Source organism: Endozoicomonas sp. SCSIO W0465, from assembly GCF_023716865.1.
In the GTDB taxonomy this organism is placed as follows: domain Bacteria; phylum Pseudomonadota; class Gammaproteobacteria; order Pseudomonadales; family Endozoicomonadaceae; genus Endozoicomonas.
In genome coordinates this window covers 5,039,986-5,056,244 of the sequence record NZ_CP092417.1, presented here as the reverse complement: position 1 = coordinate 5,056,244, position 16,259 = coordinate 5,039,986, and the positions used below count along the sequence as shown (strand labels likewise).

Sequence of the window (16,259 nt, the reverse complement as noted above, 5' to 3'; positions counted from 1 at the left end):
ATTGGTAAGCATTTGTTAGGTTAAGGGTGATAAAAAGGAGATGGCCATGTTTGAATTGGTGGATAGCGTACCGCAGGAAGCGGTCATAAAAGTTATCGGTGTCGGCGGTGGTGGTGGTAATGCGGTGTGCCACATGCTGAAAAGTCAGCTGGAAGGAGTTGAGTTTGTCTGTGCAAATACCGATGCCCAGGCACTGAAAAAGCAGCATATGCAGGCGCATACGCACCTGCAGCTGGGCGCCTCTATCACACGAGGGCTTGGTGCGGGTGCAAACCCGAATGTCGGGCGTGAGGCGGCTATGGAAGACCGGGAGCGTATTGCAGAGCTCCTTAAAGGTGCAGATATGGTCTTTATCGCTGCGGGCATGGGTGGTGGTACCGGGACCGGCGCCGCTCCGGTGGTTGCTCAGGTGGCCCGTGAGCTTGGCGCTTTAACCGTGGCCGTGGTCACGAAGCCATTCGGTTTTGAAGGCAAGCGCAGAATGTCGATTGCTGAAGAAGGTCTTAAAGAGCTTCAGGAGCATGTGGACTCCCTGATTACTATTCCCAATGAAAAGTTATTACCAGTGCTTGGTAGCGATGTCAGTCTGCTGAATGCGTTTGGTGCAGCTAATGATGTTCTGCTGGGTGCGGTGCAGGGTATTTCTGAACTGATTACCCGTGATGGTCTCATTAACGTTGACTTTGCTGATGTCCGTACTGTGATGTCAGAGATGGGTATGGCGATGATGGGTACCGGGGTTGCAACGGGGAGTGGCCGTGCAGCAGAAGCTGCTGAGAAAGCGATCCGTAGCCCGCTGCTGGAAGACGTGGATCTGCAGGGAGCCAAAGGTGTTCTGGTTAACATTACTGCGGGTCTTGACTTTACCGTTGGCGAGTATAATCAGGTAGGCGATGTTGTCAGTCAGTTTGCTTCTAATGATGCAACCGTCGTTATCGGTACTGTAATTGACTCAGAATTGACGGATGAACTGCGGGTTACGGTCGTCGCAACCGGTATTGGTGCTGGTGGATTTACCAGGGAGCAGTTGAAGGTGGTTGAAAAAGCACCGCCCAAAAACAAAGACGGTACGCCTGACTATGGCAGACTGGATATTTCTCCACTGTTGCGTGATAGAAAGAAAGAGGAAGGGGAAACGGGTCAGCATGAAGAAGGTAAGCGAGCAGCGGTGGCTACCGGAGATAGTGTCGATTACCTCGATATACCGGCATTCCTGAGGCGTCAGGCGGATTAATCAGGGCGTATAAATGCGAACTTGTCTCAATTGTTACTTTTGTTACAATGTGAAGTTGCATTCAAACAGCCTTGAGCGGGAAATGCGGCTCACCCCCCCGAACTATGAGAATTATTACAGGGCTTGGAAGAGCCGCATTTTCATAGTAAACAATAGGGACCTTACAGGTCGCGGAACAGCGTTATCATGATCAGACAGCGTACACTGAAAAATATTATTCGTGCTACGGGTGTGGGCCTTCACTCTGGTGAAAAGGTTTACCTCACTCTTAAGCCTGCTCCCGTAGATACCGGCATCATTTTCTGTAGAACAGATCTTGACCCTGTCGTAGATATTCCAGCGCATGCCCTGAATGTCGGGCAGACGACGCTTTGCACATCTTTGCTAAAAAACGGCACCCGGATTGACACTGTTGAACACCTGCTCTCTGCCCTGGCCGGGTTGGGTATTGATAATGCCTATGTCGAGGTCAGTGCCCACGAAGTACCTATTATGGATGGCAGTGCTGGTCCATTTGTATTCCTGTTACAGTCCGCAGGTATTCAGGAGCAGAATGCACCGAAAAAGTTTATTCGCATCAAAGAAGATGTGACGGTCACTGATGGGGATAAAACGGCAACCTTCAAACCATACGACGGTTTTAAAGTAAGTTTTACCATTGATTTTGATCACCCTGTCTTCACAAGTCGCTCCCAAACAGCGTCGATTGACTTCTCCAGTACCTCTTTTGTGAAGGAAGTCAGCAGAGCCCGTACTTTCGGTTTTATGCGAGATGTTGAGTACCTCCGTTCTCAGAATCTGGCTCTGGGGGGGAGTGTGGACAATGTCGTTGTTGTCGATGATTACCGGATTCTCAATGAAGATGGTCTCCGGTACCATGATGAGTTTGTTAAGCATAAAATGCTGGACGCGATTGGTGACCTTTATTTGTTGGGGCATAGCCTGATCGGTCAGTTTATTGGTCATAAATCCGGACATGAACTTAACAATAAGCTGGTTAGAACTCTGCTTGCTAACGAGAAATTATGGGAGATCGTGACTTTCGAAGATGCTGAGGTTTCCCCGATTTCTTATCAGAAGCCTGTTGCCGTCACGGCTTAATAGCTGTTTTTGATGCTGATCTGATCTGTGATTTCTTGCGAGGCTGCCGGTTTTTAGTCTTGAATCAGGCCACTTTAAGAGTGGTCTTTTTTCTTTTGGGTGTCTGTGAAAAGCTACTATCAAGCCGCTATTAAGCCGATATGTCGAACTGTATTCTGCTGTTTTTTTGACGTTCAGCAGGACGGGCTAACAGCATTAAAAAATTGGGTTCTGCAACGATAAAAACCTGTATCAGGTGCCTCTTTATTACGGATTGTGGGTAGATGAGTGTAACTGAAAAATGGGGAGTCCATCCTTTGGTTCTGTATTATGGAGACTCCTGAAATATAATAGCGTAGTTGTGCTGTTGGTTTGGCATTAAGGGCTGCTGATGAAAATTATTATTGTTAATCAGGATCATTCTCGAACCCGAACTTATTCAGGAAGTGGGAAGTGGGTGGGGATTTTGTTTTGCTGTGCCTTTATGCTGTCCATGGCCGCTGGTGGTGCAATGTATGCCTGGCTAACCAATGATCAGGAGCATATGTTAACCAGTGAAGGCGTAAAAAACTGGAAACGGGTTCTGGATACTCAGCAGCAGGATCTTGGTCTTGTTCGTCAGCAGGCGCAAAACCAGCTGGATGCCCTGATGCTCAGGCTTGCTGAGCTTCAGGGGCGTATGACCCGGCTTGATGCGCTTGGAGAGCGCCTCACGAGCAAGGCCAAGCTGGATGATGGTGAGTTTGACTTCAGTGAAGCACCTGCGTTGGGCGGACCTCAGGAGTTTGCTGAAGCAGAAGCGGCTTACAGCAAGGTAAGTCTGATTGATGCCATTGATCAACTGGCGGATCAGATCGATAACCGTGAGAAACAGCTGGATCTTCTGGATAATCTTATTTCCAACAGAACCCTTCATGACGATTCATTCCTGGCAGGCTTGCCCATAAGAAAAGGCTGGCTATCTTCGCGTTACGGTCGTCGTACTGACCCGTTTACTGGTAAGGCAGCCTGGCATAATGGCGTGGATTTTGCCGGTAAGCGCGGTTCAGAGATTATTTCAGTTGCTGCAGGTGTTGTTGTCTGGTCGGGCACCCGCTCAGGCTTTGGGCTTCTGGTGGAGGTCAATCATGGCAATGGCTATCTGACCCGTTATGCGCACAATGAAGAAAATCTGGTCAAAGTTGGCGATATAGTTGCCAGGGGGCAAGTCATCGCAACAATGGGTAGTTCCGGGCGTTCAACAGGACCACATGTGCACTTTGAGGTTTTGAAAAACGGCAAGCCTCAGGATCCTTCGCGATATATCTATCGAGCAAGTAATTAGCATTTAGGGCTGATTTTTTCTTCTTTTGTAACTGTTCAGCACCCCCACATAAATCTGGAATTTTCTGATTTTTATACCATCCTCTTAAGCACCATTTTTCCACAATATTCGCCAGCATGATTCCAGAACTACCCGCAACTATGTCGGCTGAGATTCTCTTGAAAGAGAATGCAGAGCTGCGGATGAGAGTTGCCTGTCTGGAAGAGCGATGTCGAGAATTGGAAGAAAAGGTTGGCAAGAACAGTCAAAACAGCAGCAAGCCGCCATCGTCTGATGGTTATCAAAAACCTTGTAAAAACAGTAATTCTCCAGATCATTCTGACGACCTTTCCGCAGATAAAGGTACCGATCCATCGGATGAAAAACCCAATCCTAAAAGTCTGAGACAGTCTTCTGGTAATAAAGCCGGTGGAAAGAAAGGGCATCAGGGCACTTGTCTTAAACAGGTCGATATCCCTGACTATATTGAGTACCTTCCGGTTAAAGAATGCAATAAATGTCAGGCGTCTCTTCTTGATAGTGAGCCGGTCAAATATATTGAACGACAGGTGTTTGAACCAGGGAGACCGGGTGAATTTGAAGTAACGGCCCATAGAGCTGAAGTAAAAATCTGCACTTGTGGTTGTCGGAATCAGGCTGAATTCCCGGAAGGTGTTACCGCTGCCGCACAATATGGCTCAGCCACACAGGCTATGGCCGTCTATCTTAACCAATACCATTTCCTGCCTTTTAAGCGCGTGTCGCACTGGCTACACGTTATGCGGGATGAACAATGGACGCTCTACTACTTGTCTGAAAAGCGAGGTCGTGAGGCCATGGACACGATGGGCATACTGCTAACATTTGCAGGCGTTCTGGTTCATGATCATTGGAAATCCTATTTTGCATATGCGGCAACTCACGTACTTTGCAATGCCCATCACCTGAGGGAGCTTTTGGGTGTTGTTGATAGGGACAGCAATCAACTGGCGTTGCGATTGATGAAGCTACTGAGGCTTTCCTGGCATTACTGCAAGGGCTTTAAGACCATAGGTATGCTACAGATGCCAAGTGTTGTCTGTGAACGAATCGAGAAGATTTATGACCGGTTGCTTCAGCGGGCTCTAATGAAAGAAGTCGTCTATATGGAGAAGCAACGAGAGGAGCTTAAGCGCAAGAAAGTCAAGAATACTAAAGCTTACAATCTCTTCAAACGACTCACTGAGTTCAAGGCTGAGACACTGCGCTTCATGTCAGATTTTACCATTCCCTTCGATAACAATGGCAGTGAGCGGGATGTTCGAATGGCCAAGTTAAAGCAGAAAATCTCAGGCTGCTTCAGGAGTGCAGACGGTGGTTCTATGTTTGCACGGATTCGCAGCTATTTGTCGTCTGCCAGAAAACAGGGAATGGACATATATCAATCACTTCATAGAGCTGTTCGGAATTACTGTAATATGCCTTTGCTCAGTGCTGAATAGTTACCTTCTTTTTTTAGTTTCGAGTGATTGATTTATTCATGGTTGAGAATGCCTCTGAGGGCCTTGAATCTTATTTCCCGACTCAGCTCAATTGACAGTAAAGAAACACGGCTAATATAGATGAGAATTTTCTGTGATTATCATAGAATGTCGGGCTATTGTGCGCTTGTCTGCTCCAGCCCGGATTTGTCGGTAGGAGGACAGCTCCGGAAACAGAGTGTGAGACTGTTAACAACTTATGTTTGCTTCTTTAGTTAAGAAAGTTATTGGTAGCCGGAATGACCGCCAGCTGAAACGGATGGGCAAGATTGTCAAATCAATCAATGCTCTGGAAGAAAGCGTGGCTGTTCTGGGCGATGATGAGCTGAAAGCCAAAACAGGAGAGTTTCGCGAGCGCTTCAACCGGGGTGAAACCCTTGATGACCTGTTGCCAGAGGCGTTTGCTGTTGTTCGCGAGGCAGGCAAGCGCGTGATGGGCATGCGTCATTTTGACGTCCAGCTTATTGGTGGTATGACCTTGCATGAAGGGCGCATTGCCGAGATGCGAACCGGTGAAGGTAAGACCCTGGTGGCAACACTGCCTGCTTACTTGAATGCTATTCCCGGCAAGGGCGTTCATGTTGTTACCGTGAATGATTACCTGGCCCGTCGTGATGCCAACTGGATGCGTCCACTCTATGAATTTCTGGGGATGAGCGTGGGCATTGTTGTCCCGCAGCAGGACCCGGAAGAGAAACGTCAGGCTTATCAGGCAGATATCACCTACGGTACGAATAACGAATTTGGTTTCGACTACCTCCGTGACAATATGGCCTTCAGAAAGGAGGATCGTTACCAGCGTGATCTGTTCTTCTCTATTGTTGATGAGGTGGACTCGATTCTGATTGATGAGGCCAGAACGCCTCTGATCATTTCGGGGCCGGCCGAAGACTCATCTGAGCTTTATAAAAAGATGAACCAGCTGGTTCCCAGGCTGCAACGACAGGAACCCATTCCTGAAGACCAGGATCCCAATACGGTTGAGCTTACCGGTCATTACTCTGTTGATGAGAAGACCCGTCAGGTTGAGTTGAATGAACTGGGTCATCAGTTTATTGAAGAGCTCCTGCAACAAGAAGGTTTGTTGCCGGAAGGTGAAAGCCTTTATGCCTCCAACAACCTGAATTTGCTGCACCATGTGAACTCGGCCCTGAAAGCGCATGTGCTGTTCCACCGTAATGTCGAATACATTGTTCAGAATAATGAAGTTCTGCTGGTGGATGAGCATACTGGCCGTACCATGCCGGGTCGTCGCCTCTCAGAAGGCCTGCATCAGGCGATTGAAGCGAAAGAAGGGCTTCGTATTCAGGCTGAGAGCCAGACGCTGGCTTCCACGACGTTCCAGAATTATTTCCGTAATTATGACACGCTGTCCGGTATGACCGGTACTGCCGATACGGAAGCGTTCGAGTTTCGTCAGATTTATGGCCTGGACGTTATTGTCATTCCCACGCACAAAGAGATGGTTCGTCAGGATGGTAATGATCTCGTTTATCTGACGATTGCGGAAAAATACGACGCCATCATTGACGATATCAAAGAGACGGTGAAAGCCGAACGCCCGGTTCTGGTGGGTACGGCTTCTATCGACTCTTCCGAGCATCTGTCCAAGGCTCTGGATAAGGCGGGCATTCCTCACCAGGTACTGAATGCCAAATTCCACGAAAAAGAAGCAGATATCATCGCCCAGGCTGGTCGTCCCGGTGCGGTAACCATCGCCACCAACATGGCGGGTCGTGGTACCGATATCATGCTGGGGGGGAACTGGAAGGCAGAAGTCGCTGAGCTGAATGAGCCCTCTCAGGAGCAAATCGATCAAATCAAGGCGGATTGGCAGAAGCGGCATATGGCGGTGCTGGAGGCCGGTGGTCTTCATATTATTGGTACCGAGCGTCACGAGTCACGACGTATTGATAACCAGTTAAGAGGTCGTTCCGGTCGTCAGGGGGACCCGGGCTCTTCCCGTTTCTACTTGTCTCTGGAAGATAGCCTGATGCGGATTTTCGCCTCCGAGCGGGTCAAGAACTTCATGAAAGCGCTGGGTATGGAAAAGGGTGAAGCCATTGAACACCGTATGGTGACCAATGCCATCGAAAAAGCCCAGCGCAAAGTAGAAGGCCGCAACTTTGATATTCGTAAGCAGCTGCTGGAATACGATGATGTTGCCAATGATCAGCGTAAGGTTATTTATAATCAGCGTGATGAGCTGCTCAATGCGGATGATGTCTCTTCAAGTATTGAAGCGCTGCGTGAAGACGTAGTCAGTGGCCTGGTCAGTCAGCACATTCCGCCGCAGAGCCTTGAAGAGCAGTGGGACGTTAAAGGTCTGGAAGAGAAGCTGGCCAGCGAACTGAATGAGCGTATGCCGGTTCAGCAGTGGTTAGACGCAGATGATCGTCTGGATGAAGAAGCGCTGCGTGAGCGCATTTTGCAGGGCGTTATTGATTCCTACCGTAACAAGGAAGCGCTGGCCGGTGCAGACGTTCTGCGCAACTTTGAAAAGCATATTCTGCTGCGGATTCTGGATGATAAATGGAAAGAGCATCTGGCTACCATGGATCACCTGAGACAGGGTATTCATCTTCGCGGTTATGCTCAGAAAAATCCCAAGCAGGAATACAAACGCGAGGCGTTTGAGCTGTTCCAGCAGATGCTTGAGGATATCAAGTACGACACCATTCGTATTATTTCCCATGTACAGGTGCAGGAAGATGATCGAACGGCTGAGATGGAGCGGCAGCGTCGTGAGGAGATGGCACGTAGAATGCAGTTTGAGCACGCCCAGGCTCAGGGTGTAGAGGCTGAAGTAACAGGGCAGGAAGAGCCGGAAGCTCACCAGCCATTCGTTCGGGAGGGTCGTAAGGTGGGGCGTAATGATCCGTGTCCATGCGGTTCTGGTAAGAAGTACAAGCAGTGCCATGGTAAAATTGCCTGAGCACAGCCGGTAACGTAAACTGCGGGTCAGCCACAACAGGCTGGCCCTTTTTTTTGTGGTCAAGAATAAGCAGCGATATTTCTGATGGAGTCGATAATGGCAACGGGTTCTGGGGAGTGGGCGGCAGTCAAACCAGTCAGGGGCTTCCGCCTGGGCGTTGCGATGGCGGGTATCAGAAAACCCGGCCGCCGTGATCTTGTGGTTATGAACTGGGATAAGGGAAGCTCAGTGGCTGGAGTTTTTACTCTTAATCGCTTCTGTGCAGCGCCGGTTTATTTAAGTCGGCAGCGCTTGGCCGGTGATCCCCGTTACTTTCTGATTAACACTGGCAATGCCAATGCGGGAACCGGTGAGCAGGGAGTGGCAGCGGCCCGGCAGACTTCATCCAAACTGGCGACCCTGGCGGGTGTTGATGAGATGCAGGTGCTGCCGTTTTCAACCGGAGTGATTGGCGAGCAGCTGCCGGTTAATACCCTGTGCGATGCAATACCGGCAGCGCTGTCTGATATGAAAGAAGATAACTGGTTTCATGCTGCTGAAGGCATCATGACTACGGATACGCGCCCAAAAGGTAGCAGCCGACAATTTGCACATGAGGGAACCACCTATACGATCTCCGGAATCAGTAAAGGTGCCGGAATGATCAAACCCAATATGGCTACCATGCTGGCTTATATCGCAACGGATGCGGCTATTGAACCATCGTTTTTACAAAACCTGCTGCTGGACATTACACACCAATCATTTAACCGGATTACCATTGATGGTGATACGTCAACCAATGACAGCTTTATGGTGGTTGCCACCGGGGCTGCAGGCAATGATGCCATTACTTCCCGTGATTCAGCATTGGCCGAGCAACTGATAGACAACCTTCGGGCGGTGTCTGTTGAGCTTGCTCAGGCGATTGTCAGGGATGGTGAGGGGGCAACCAGGTTTGTCACCGTACAAGTGGAAGAGGCCGCCTCGCAACAGGATGCGCTGGAAGTCGCTTATACCGTAGCCCACTCACCGCTGGTGAAAACGGCCCTGTTCGCCTGTGACCCGAACTGGGGACGTATTCTGGCAGCGGTTGGTCGGGCCGATATTCCTGAGCTCATCATCGATCGTGTGTCTATCTGGCTTGATACTATTGCCATTGTTGACAGAGGCCAACCGGCAGCGGGTTATACCGAACAAGCGGGCCAGCAGGTGATGAATCAGGAAGAAATCCTGATAAAAATCTCGCTGGGGGCGGGCAGTGCCGCTGAAGAGATCTGGACGACCGATTTATCCCATGAGTATGTGAAGATCAATGCTGAGTATCGCACCTGAATTGGTTGATAAAACGATGGTCGAAAAAAGAAAAGTAGTTCATGTGGTGGTTGCCGTGATCCTTGGGGACGATGGCCGGGTCTTGTTGGCCAGGCGTCCTGACGATAAACACATGGGGGGGGTATGGGAGTTTCCCGGTGGTAAAGTTGAGCCCGGGGAAGATATCAGGCAGGCCTTGAACCGGGAGCTCCGTGAAGAACTGGATATTGGAGTTGCAACATTTTTACCGTTGATCAAAATTCGCCATGACTATCCTGACAAATCCGTACTGCTTGATACCTGGGTGGTCAGTGGCGTACAGGGCGACCCAAAAGGCAATGAAGGCCAGTTGATTCGGTGGGTTGAAAAAGAGCGCCTTAATGATTATGAATTTCCTGAAGCCAATAAAATCATTCTCCGGGCGCTGCAACTCCCTGATCGTTATATGATTACTGGTCATTTTGTGGAAAAAGAAACACTCTTCAATAACGTGTCGGCGGCGCTGGATAACGGTATTGACCTGATTCAATTTCGGGCTCACTGGCTTGAGCAGGGTGAATATCTTCGACTGGCACAAGAGCTGTCGGGTTTCGTTCAGGCGGCAGGTGGGCGGTTGATGGTCAAAGGGGATTTCTCCCTTCTATCTGAGTCATGGTGCCATGGCCTTCATTTGACCTCCCGTCAGCTGGGTTTTCTGGTTAAACCTGAGAAGCGGCATATCAGCCAGTTACTGGTTGCCTCATGTCACGATAGAGAGCAGATAAAAGCGGCCGAGGCAATGTTAGTGGACTTTATTACCCTATCACCGGTCAAACGAAGCACTTCGCATCCTGAGACCATCCCCCTGGGACTGGGCCAGGCTGAAATGCTGACCGGAGTGGCGAAAGTCCCTGTGTTCTGGCTTGGGGGCATGAGTCAGGGGGATACGGATCTTGCCCGGCAGCTGGGTGCCCAGGGAATTGCAGCTATTCAGGCGTTCCGGGGCTGACTGCCCTGGTTTCTGAATGCCAACTCAACGGTATGTTGATGACTAATTATTGTCCTGTTGGGCTCTTATTATTCGTTTTATAGATATATGATAAGTATATAATTTCTAAATAATATAATTGACTATTGAACCAATTAATTACTTTCCTATCTAAAACATCAGTATCAACTGAATAAATACTCAAACAACAAATAGAGGAAGTTATTATGCCTATTCCTGTTGGCGTCTCAGCTGCGCCTCAAGTAACCGTCGTGGAACCCCACAAAAGGGATTGGACTATTGTCAGATGGTGCCACAAAGTGGCCGACAGTGTTTCCAGGCAATTTGATCAAGAAAGTACTCTAGGGAAATGGCTTGGTCGTGTCGTTGCTGTAGCCTTCGTGCCTTTCGGAATTCTCCCTTCATTGGTTGGTGATGCCTACCATGGTTCCAAAAGCATTTATGACAGGTGTGTTGCAAAAAAAGAAGCGGTTGAAAAGAAAATTCCAACCAAAGCGGAATTTGACGCGCTGAATGCGGAGAAAGAAGCGCTGAAAGCAGAGAATGAGGCTCTGCTTAAGAGGCTTTCTGCTGCCCAGGCTGATGCCAGAAATGCAAAGCTTGAAAATGCAGATCTTATCAATCGTGCTGAACGTCAAATGGATGCTCTGCTTCGTAATGCTCATGAAGAACAGGTCGTGTTCAGGCAGCATGTGGAATTGGAGAAGGAAGCCCTGGCCAGGAAGGCACAGGATGCATTCAATAAAGAACGCGAATCAAAAATTCGTTGTATTGGCAGGCTGCATAACGAACTTGAGGCAAAAGTTGCCGAATCAGCAGCTAAGTCCAGTAAAATCAGTGCGCTTCAGTGTGCATTGGATGATCACGTTGCTAAAGTGCTTGCGCTAGAGGAGTCTCGGCATAACTTAAGTGATGGAGCCATTCAGCATATGCACAACGCTCGCCACGAAGAAGCAAGAGCGGATTTTCTGAGGGGCGAGTTGAATAAAGAACTTGGCAGACCCTGGCAGGACAAATATGTGGCAGCGGCTCTGAAGGACATTGATGATTCTTCTGCGGTAAACTCTGTTTCAAGCTTTACAAACAGCAACGGTCAGAATGAATCAAGTGTTGCGTATCACTTTAACATTCCAGGTGCTGAACCAAGAATGGCCAGGCTAACTCCGAGTCAGGTTCCTGCTTTCAGGGAACGCCTGGAGCAGCTTGATAATGAAAGGAGGCAGTTGGCAGAAGATGTTCACCGTCTTGCTAAGTTACCGGCGCTGCTAAGGTCACTGGATGCGGTCATGAACGACTTTGATGTGGCCAGTGAATACAGTTCAGCTGAAACTGATTCTGTTATGACCGGTAGCAGTGGCGTTACTTCGGAATCTTCAGATGACGGCCTTTCAGATGATGACCTGACGTATGATCTCTTTGATTCCCGTGTACCATTTACTGACTCCGAGGTTACCATGGGTCACCCTCTTCCGGATGACATAACGCCTCCGAATGGTTGGACTTTTGTGGAACAAGACGATGGAGAAGCTATCGTTTGATATCAGGCTGACGTTGACCTGAGAATGGCAATATGGCTTGAAAAAACGGTTACATAAACCGGGGAGATAACCCCGGTTTTTATGTTGTAGGCCTTCATGCTGTCCTGAGAATTTACTCCGGAACAGTTCCTCAATGTCGGGTCGGTAAGTCATCAAGCTCCTGTGACATAAGGTCATCAAAAGCCGGATCACCCGGAATGGTATGCTCTTCTTTTGCCCAGGCACCGAAGTCAATCAGCTTGCAGCGCTCTGAGCAGAAAGGGCGGTACTTGCTTTCGGGCACCCACTTTACTGCCTTTGAGCACTGTGGGCATTTAACTGTCTTGGTCATGCTTTAAACCCGGTCGCTGTGAAGCTGTGAAAGAGTTATAACCATCGCCATTTTGGGCAGAACTGGCTAAATGATTTCAAATGGCCAGCTGACGTCAATTGAAACAATCCTGAGTTTACGGGTACCACTAAAATACCCCTGGTCAGTTCACCATAGGTGGCTGTGGGGGAGGCGCATTCCTGACCTTGGGTTTGGAACTGCCGATCAAACCGAAGGTAAGCGTACTCCAGATCGATGGATCCACGTCTTCAAACACCTTGTAGCCAACAAAATTACCGTTCTTGTCCAGTGCCGGGTGGTTCGGGTAGTTCAGCCTCAAGACCTCCAGAGCCTCACTGGCGGGTTTTGGCAGCTCCAGATGCTGATAGCCTTCTACCATAATGGCCAGGGCTTCGGGAACGGCGGGAGTCTGCTGCATGTTTTCGACAACATAGCGCCCACGGTTCACTGCAGCGACATAGGCCTTGCGCTTGAGATAATAGTTGGCAGCATGAATTTCATATTCTGCCAGCCGGTTGCGGAGAGCTACCATGCGCTGGCGAGCATCGGGTACGTATTTGCTTTCAGGGTAACGGCTCAGCAATTCAGAAAATTCGTTAAACGATACCCTGGCCTGACCCGGGTCACGGCGGGTCAAATCCATCGGCAGGTATCGTTCCAGCAGCCCCATGGAAGCGGTGTTGGATGCCAGTCCTTTCATGTAATAGGCATAGTCTGCATCAGGGTGTTGTGGGTGCAGGCGGATAAAACGGTCAGCTGCCGCTTTGGAGGCTTCAGGCTCGGCATTTTTGAAATAGGCGTAAATGATATCCAGCTGTGCCTGTTCAGCAAACGCTCCGAAAGGGTAGCGGGACTCGAGTGTTCTCAAAGATTTAATGGCTTCCGAGTAGCGACCGTCATCAATGGCTTTGCTGGACAGTTGGTAAAGCTCTGCCTCGGACAGGGATTCCGGCAGTTGCTCTTGATCTTCGGTTGTTGATGCACAGCCCGCCAGGATGATGGCTGCAAACACCATCAAAAGGGTTCTCGTCACAAACGAGGGAAGTAACCGGGTCAATTTTTCAGTCAGGATTGTCATGGTGTTGATTGGTTTCCGTACTCTTTCCGTGCTCTTTAGCACATCAGAGGCTGCCGAAGAATCAAGTGATTGAAACTGGCCATGAACGATGGGACTTATCACAGTGTCAGGATACTGGGATGAAGGGACATCATTCGTTGTTGCTCTCGACAACCACTCAGGCCTCAGAGACTTCTTGTGATAAACTCTTCGAACCGATAAAAAGGCTTGTTTAAACCTGCATTTAAACTGGCATTTAAACATAGTATGCCTGAAAACGAAAAGACAAGATTTTCCGGCGCCTTTGTTACCGTCATTTGCTGTTTAAGTTGTCGGTAGTGAAAGTAGATTTCTGAACTGAGTGTTGTTGCATGGGTGAAATTGTTAAACCTTTAATTAACGATCAGATTAACAATACCATTAAAGAGAGTGTCACGGTGCCTGATGATCAAGGTGGTCGTCGATTTGATCAGATCGCTGCGGCCTGTTTTCCGGCGTTTTCCAGGGCCCGGCTTCAGGACTGGATTCGTGATGGTTCTCTGGTGGTGGATGGCGAGACCCGTAAACCAAAAGAGAAACTCTATGGCGGAGAAAAGCTGTCTCTGTCTGTTGAGGTTCAGCCAGAAGGTCAGTGGGAGCCGGAAAATATCCCACTTGACGTTGTTTATGAAGATAACGATCTCATTGTGATCAATAAGCCTGCCAATCTGGTCGTGCATCCCGCTGCGGGAAACTATACCGGTACTCTGTTGAATGCCCTGCTTTATCACTACCCCGATAATGCCGCTTTGCCACGGGCTGGCATTGTGCACCGGCTGGACAAGGATACCACTGGCCTTATGGTCGTTGCCCGTTCCCTGGCCGCGCACAGCGATCTTGTTGCACAGCTGCAGGATCGTACGGTTCACCGCGAATATGAGGCCGTTGTGCGAGGCGTAATGACGGGTGGCGGTGTGGTTGATGCGCCGATAGGTCGACACCCGCAAAACCGTCTGAAGATGGCGGTTGTTCGCAGTGGCAAGCCTTCTGTTACCCATTATCGGGTAGTGAAGCGTTATAAAGCTCATACGCATATCCGGCTTAACCTGCAAACGGGCAGAACCCATCAGATTCGTGTGCACATGAGCCACCAGCATTTCCCCCTGGTTGGTGATGACCTTTACGGTGGCGGGCTTAAGTTGCCCAAGTCATGTCCGGCTGCTTTGGAAAAAGTTCTCAGAGCCTTCAGGCGCCAGGCCCTTCATGCCCGTCAGCTCGGTTTGATCCATCCAGCGACGGGCGAATATATGGAGTGGGAGGTGCCTTTGACCGACGATATCCAGAGGTTGTTGGACAGTCTGGCTGAAAATGAGCCCCTTTCTGACGGAGACAGAGGGGAATGTGAGTGAGCAATGAGCGCTATATCTGGGCTGGCTGGCCTGCGCCGAATGGTGTTAACGCGTTAGTGACTACCCGCAAGGGTGGGCTGAGTGAGGCTGGCTTTTCCAGCTTCAACCTTGGGCTTTACTCGGGTGATGATCAGGAAACGGTTCGGGCAAACCGACAGCTGCTTAATCAAGACCTTGACCTGGCCAGATCCCCGTTGTGGCTAAAACAGGTACATGGTGTTGAGGTTGCCGATGCGGATACTGATAATCAGGAGACTGAAGCAGACGCGTCTGTTTCCCGCACAACAGGATCAGCCTGTGCGGTGTTAACGGCAGACTGTTTGCCGGTTCTGTTCTGTAACCTGGATGGAACGGTGGTTGCTGCGGCTCACGCTGGTTGGAAAGGCTTAGTGGCCGGGATTCTTGAAGCGACGGTTCACTCCATGGGAGTGCCTCCGGAAACCGTCATGGCCTGGTTGGGGCCTGCAATCGGTCAGCATAATTTTGAGATTGGACCGGAAGTCAGGGCGCAGTTTCTGGCAGAAGACAGTGGGTGCTTCGGAGCTTTTAACCCCGGCAGGGAGGATCGTTGGTTTGCCAATCTTAATACACTGGCGCGCAGACGGCTGAACCGACTTGGTGTTAATCGGGTGTACGGTGGTGAGTTTTGTTCTTATGACCAGTCTGATCTCTTCTATTCTTACCGCCGTGATGGAAAATCGTCGGGTAGGATGGCTTCCCTGATCTGGCGGGTACCAACTATGCCCTGATGCAGGCATCCCTTGAGTCTTTTGCCATACCCGCTTACATAGCTCCTATGCCAGCTGCTGGGAGGTGAAAGGTTCCTCAGGAATGGTGGGGAGTGGACGGTTATATGGGTAGCCAGAAGTTCGAAGACGAAGATGGCTGTGGGATTCTGATTCTTGTTTTTTATCACTGCCGGGGTTGATTAGGCAATGGTTGCCTTCCGGGTCACTTTTATTGGTTGGATTAGCAGCCGGGTGGAACGTGCTCAGACAGATCGTAACCGGCACAGGTTCTATTTTCCGGAGAGCGACTTCGACCCACTGGCTTTCCGGGGGTATTCGCACAGTGGACATTTTTCTTTCGCAGTCTGCAGGCAGGCTATTGAAGCTCGGGATATACCGGTTGGGGGGGCTTATGGTTCTTATTTTTGCTATTTGTCCGTTTTTACAGTCGGGATTGGTGCCTTGAGGTGTTTTTTGGTAGGCATCCGATGGGGTAGCAACCTTTTGAGAGTGTTGCCGGTTGGAACTTAACCGACTGATTCCAGCTAAACAGTTCATTCAGTCAATCCTCATAATGGTTGGCTCAATAATTGGCCCAATCACTGATTCAATAAAAAGGAGACTGGCAATATAGTGATTGGTTCCTGTTGATAAAACAAAAAGACGCCTTCGCGGTTATGATTTACCGTTCATCCTTGAAATGCCCCACACCAGCACTATATAGATAGCTAACCATGTGAAATCGCAGATTTCTGGCTACTTAGTTCTCGTCCAAAAACGCATCAGGCAATCATAATTAGATTGTACGTTCGTTTTGATATTTCCTGAAATTCCAGAGAGCCGCAAAAACTCTTCCCTTTTTTT

12 protein-coding genes are annotated in these 16,259 nt (G+C 49.5%); 10 read left to right on the top strand and 2 right to left on the bottom strand.

Features of this window, described 5'->3' with window-relative positions; all coding sequences use genetic code 11:
- Positions 1–46: 46 nt before the first annotated feature.
- The 8 genes from ftsZ to MJO57_RS22525 all read left to right on the top strand — a co-directional run bounded on the left by ftsZ (position 47) and on the right by MJO57_RS22525 (position 11,891).
- Entirely contained in the window at positions 47–1,234 is a 1,188-nt protein-coding gene (ftsZ, locus tag MJO57_RS22560) for a cell division protein FtsZ (RefSeq protein ID WP_252018918.1), read from the top strand.
- A gap of 186 nt (positions 1,235–1,420) precedes the next feature.
- Entirely contained in the window at positions 1,421–2,335 is a 915-nt protein-coding gene (gene lpxC, locus MJO57_RS22555) for a UDP-3-O-acyl-N-acetylglucosamine deacetylase (RefSeq protein WP_252018917.1), read from the top strand.
- Positions 2,336–2,705: 370 nt separating this feature from the next.
- Positions 2,706–3,638, top strand: a complete 933-nt coding sequence (locus MJO57_RS22550; RefSeq protein WP_252018916.1) for a M23 family metallopeptidase — start codon at positions 2,706–2,708, stop codon at positions 3,636–3,638.
- A gap of 116 nt (positions 3,639–3,754) precedes the next feature.
- Entirely contained in the window at positions 3,755–5,098 is a 1,344-nt protein-coding gene (locus tag MJO57_RS22545; RefSeq protein WP_252018914.1) for a transposase, read from the top strand.
- 238 nt (positions 5,099–5,336) lie between these two features.
- Positions 5,337–8,072 carry a preprotein translocase subunit SecA gene (secA, locus tag MJO57_RS22540; protein WP_252018913.1) on the top strand — a complete coding sequence of 912 codons (2,736 nt, stop codon included), beginning with the start codon at positions 5,337–5,339 and terminating at the stop codon, positions 8,070–8,072.
- A gap of 96 nt (positions 8,073–8,168) precedes the next feature.
- Entirely contained in the window at positions 8,169–9,386 is a 1,218-nt protein-coding gene (argJ, locus tag MJO57_RS22535) for a bifunctional glutamate N-acetyltransferase/amino-acid acetyltransferase ArgJ (RefSeq protein WP_252018911.1), read from the top strand.
- Complete coding sequence (locus MJO57_RS22530; RefSeq protein ID WP_305881893.1) at positions 9,367–10,353, top strand: Nudix family hydrolase; 987 nt, start codon at positions 9,367–9,369, stop codon at positions 10,351–10,353. The genes argJ and MJO57_RS22530 overlap by 20 nt, the downstream gene beginning before the upstream one ends.
- Positions 10,354–10,559: 206 nt before the next feature.
- On the top strand, positions 10,560–11,891 hold the full coding sequence (locus MJO57_RS22525) for a hypothetical protein (RefSeq protein ID WP_252018909.1): 1,332 nt from the start codon (positions 10,560–10,562) through the stop codon (positions 11,889–11,891).
- Positions 11,892–12,021: 130 nt separating this feature from the next.
- On the opposite strand, the gene yacG is transcribed toward MJO57_RS22525, so the two are convergent.
- Together yacG and MJO57_RS22515 are read right to left on the bottom strand one after the other, a co-directional pair.
- A complete protein-coding gene (gene yacG / locus MJO57_RS22520; RefSeq protein WP_252018907.1) occupies positions 12,022–12,222 on the bottom strand; it encodes a DNA gyrase inhibitor YacG in 201 nt (66 codons plus the stop codon).
- A 142-nt stretch (positions 12,223–12,364) separates the two neighbouring features.
- A complete protein-coding gene (locus MJO57_RS22515; protein ID WP_252018905.1) occupies positions 12,365–13,300 on the bottom strand; it encodes an outer membrane protein assembly factor BamD in 936 nt (311 codons plus the stop codon).
- Between the two features lie 350 nt (positions 13,301–13,650).
- Between MJO57_RS22515 and rluD the strand changes: the two genes are divergently transcribed.
- Complete coding sequence (rluD, locus tag MJO57_RS22510; RefSeq protein WP_371924663.1) at positions 13,651–14,667, top strand: 23S rRNA pseudouridine(1911/1915/1917) synthase RluD; 1,017 nt, start codon at positions 13,651–13,653, stop codon at positions 14,665–14,667.
- Complete coding sequence (gene pgeF, locus MJO57_RS22505) at positions 14,664–15,416, top strand: peptidoglycan editing factor PgeF (protein ID WP_252018903.1); 753 nt, start codon at positions 14,664–14,666, stop codon at positions 15,414–15,416. The genes rluD and pgeF overlap by 4 nt, the downstream gene beginning before the upstream one ends.
- The last annotated feature ends 843 nt before the right edge of the window (positions 15,417–16,259 follow it).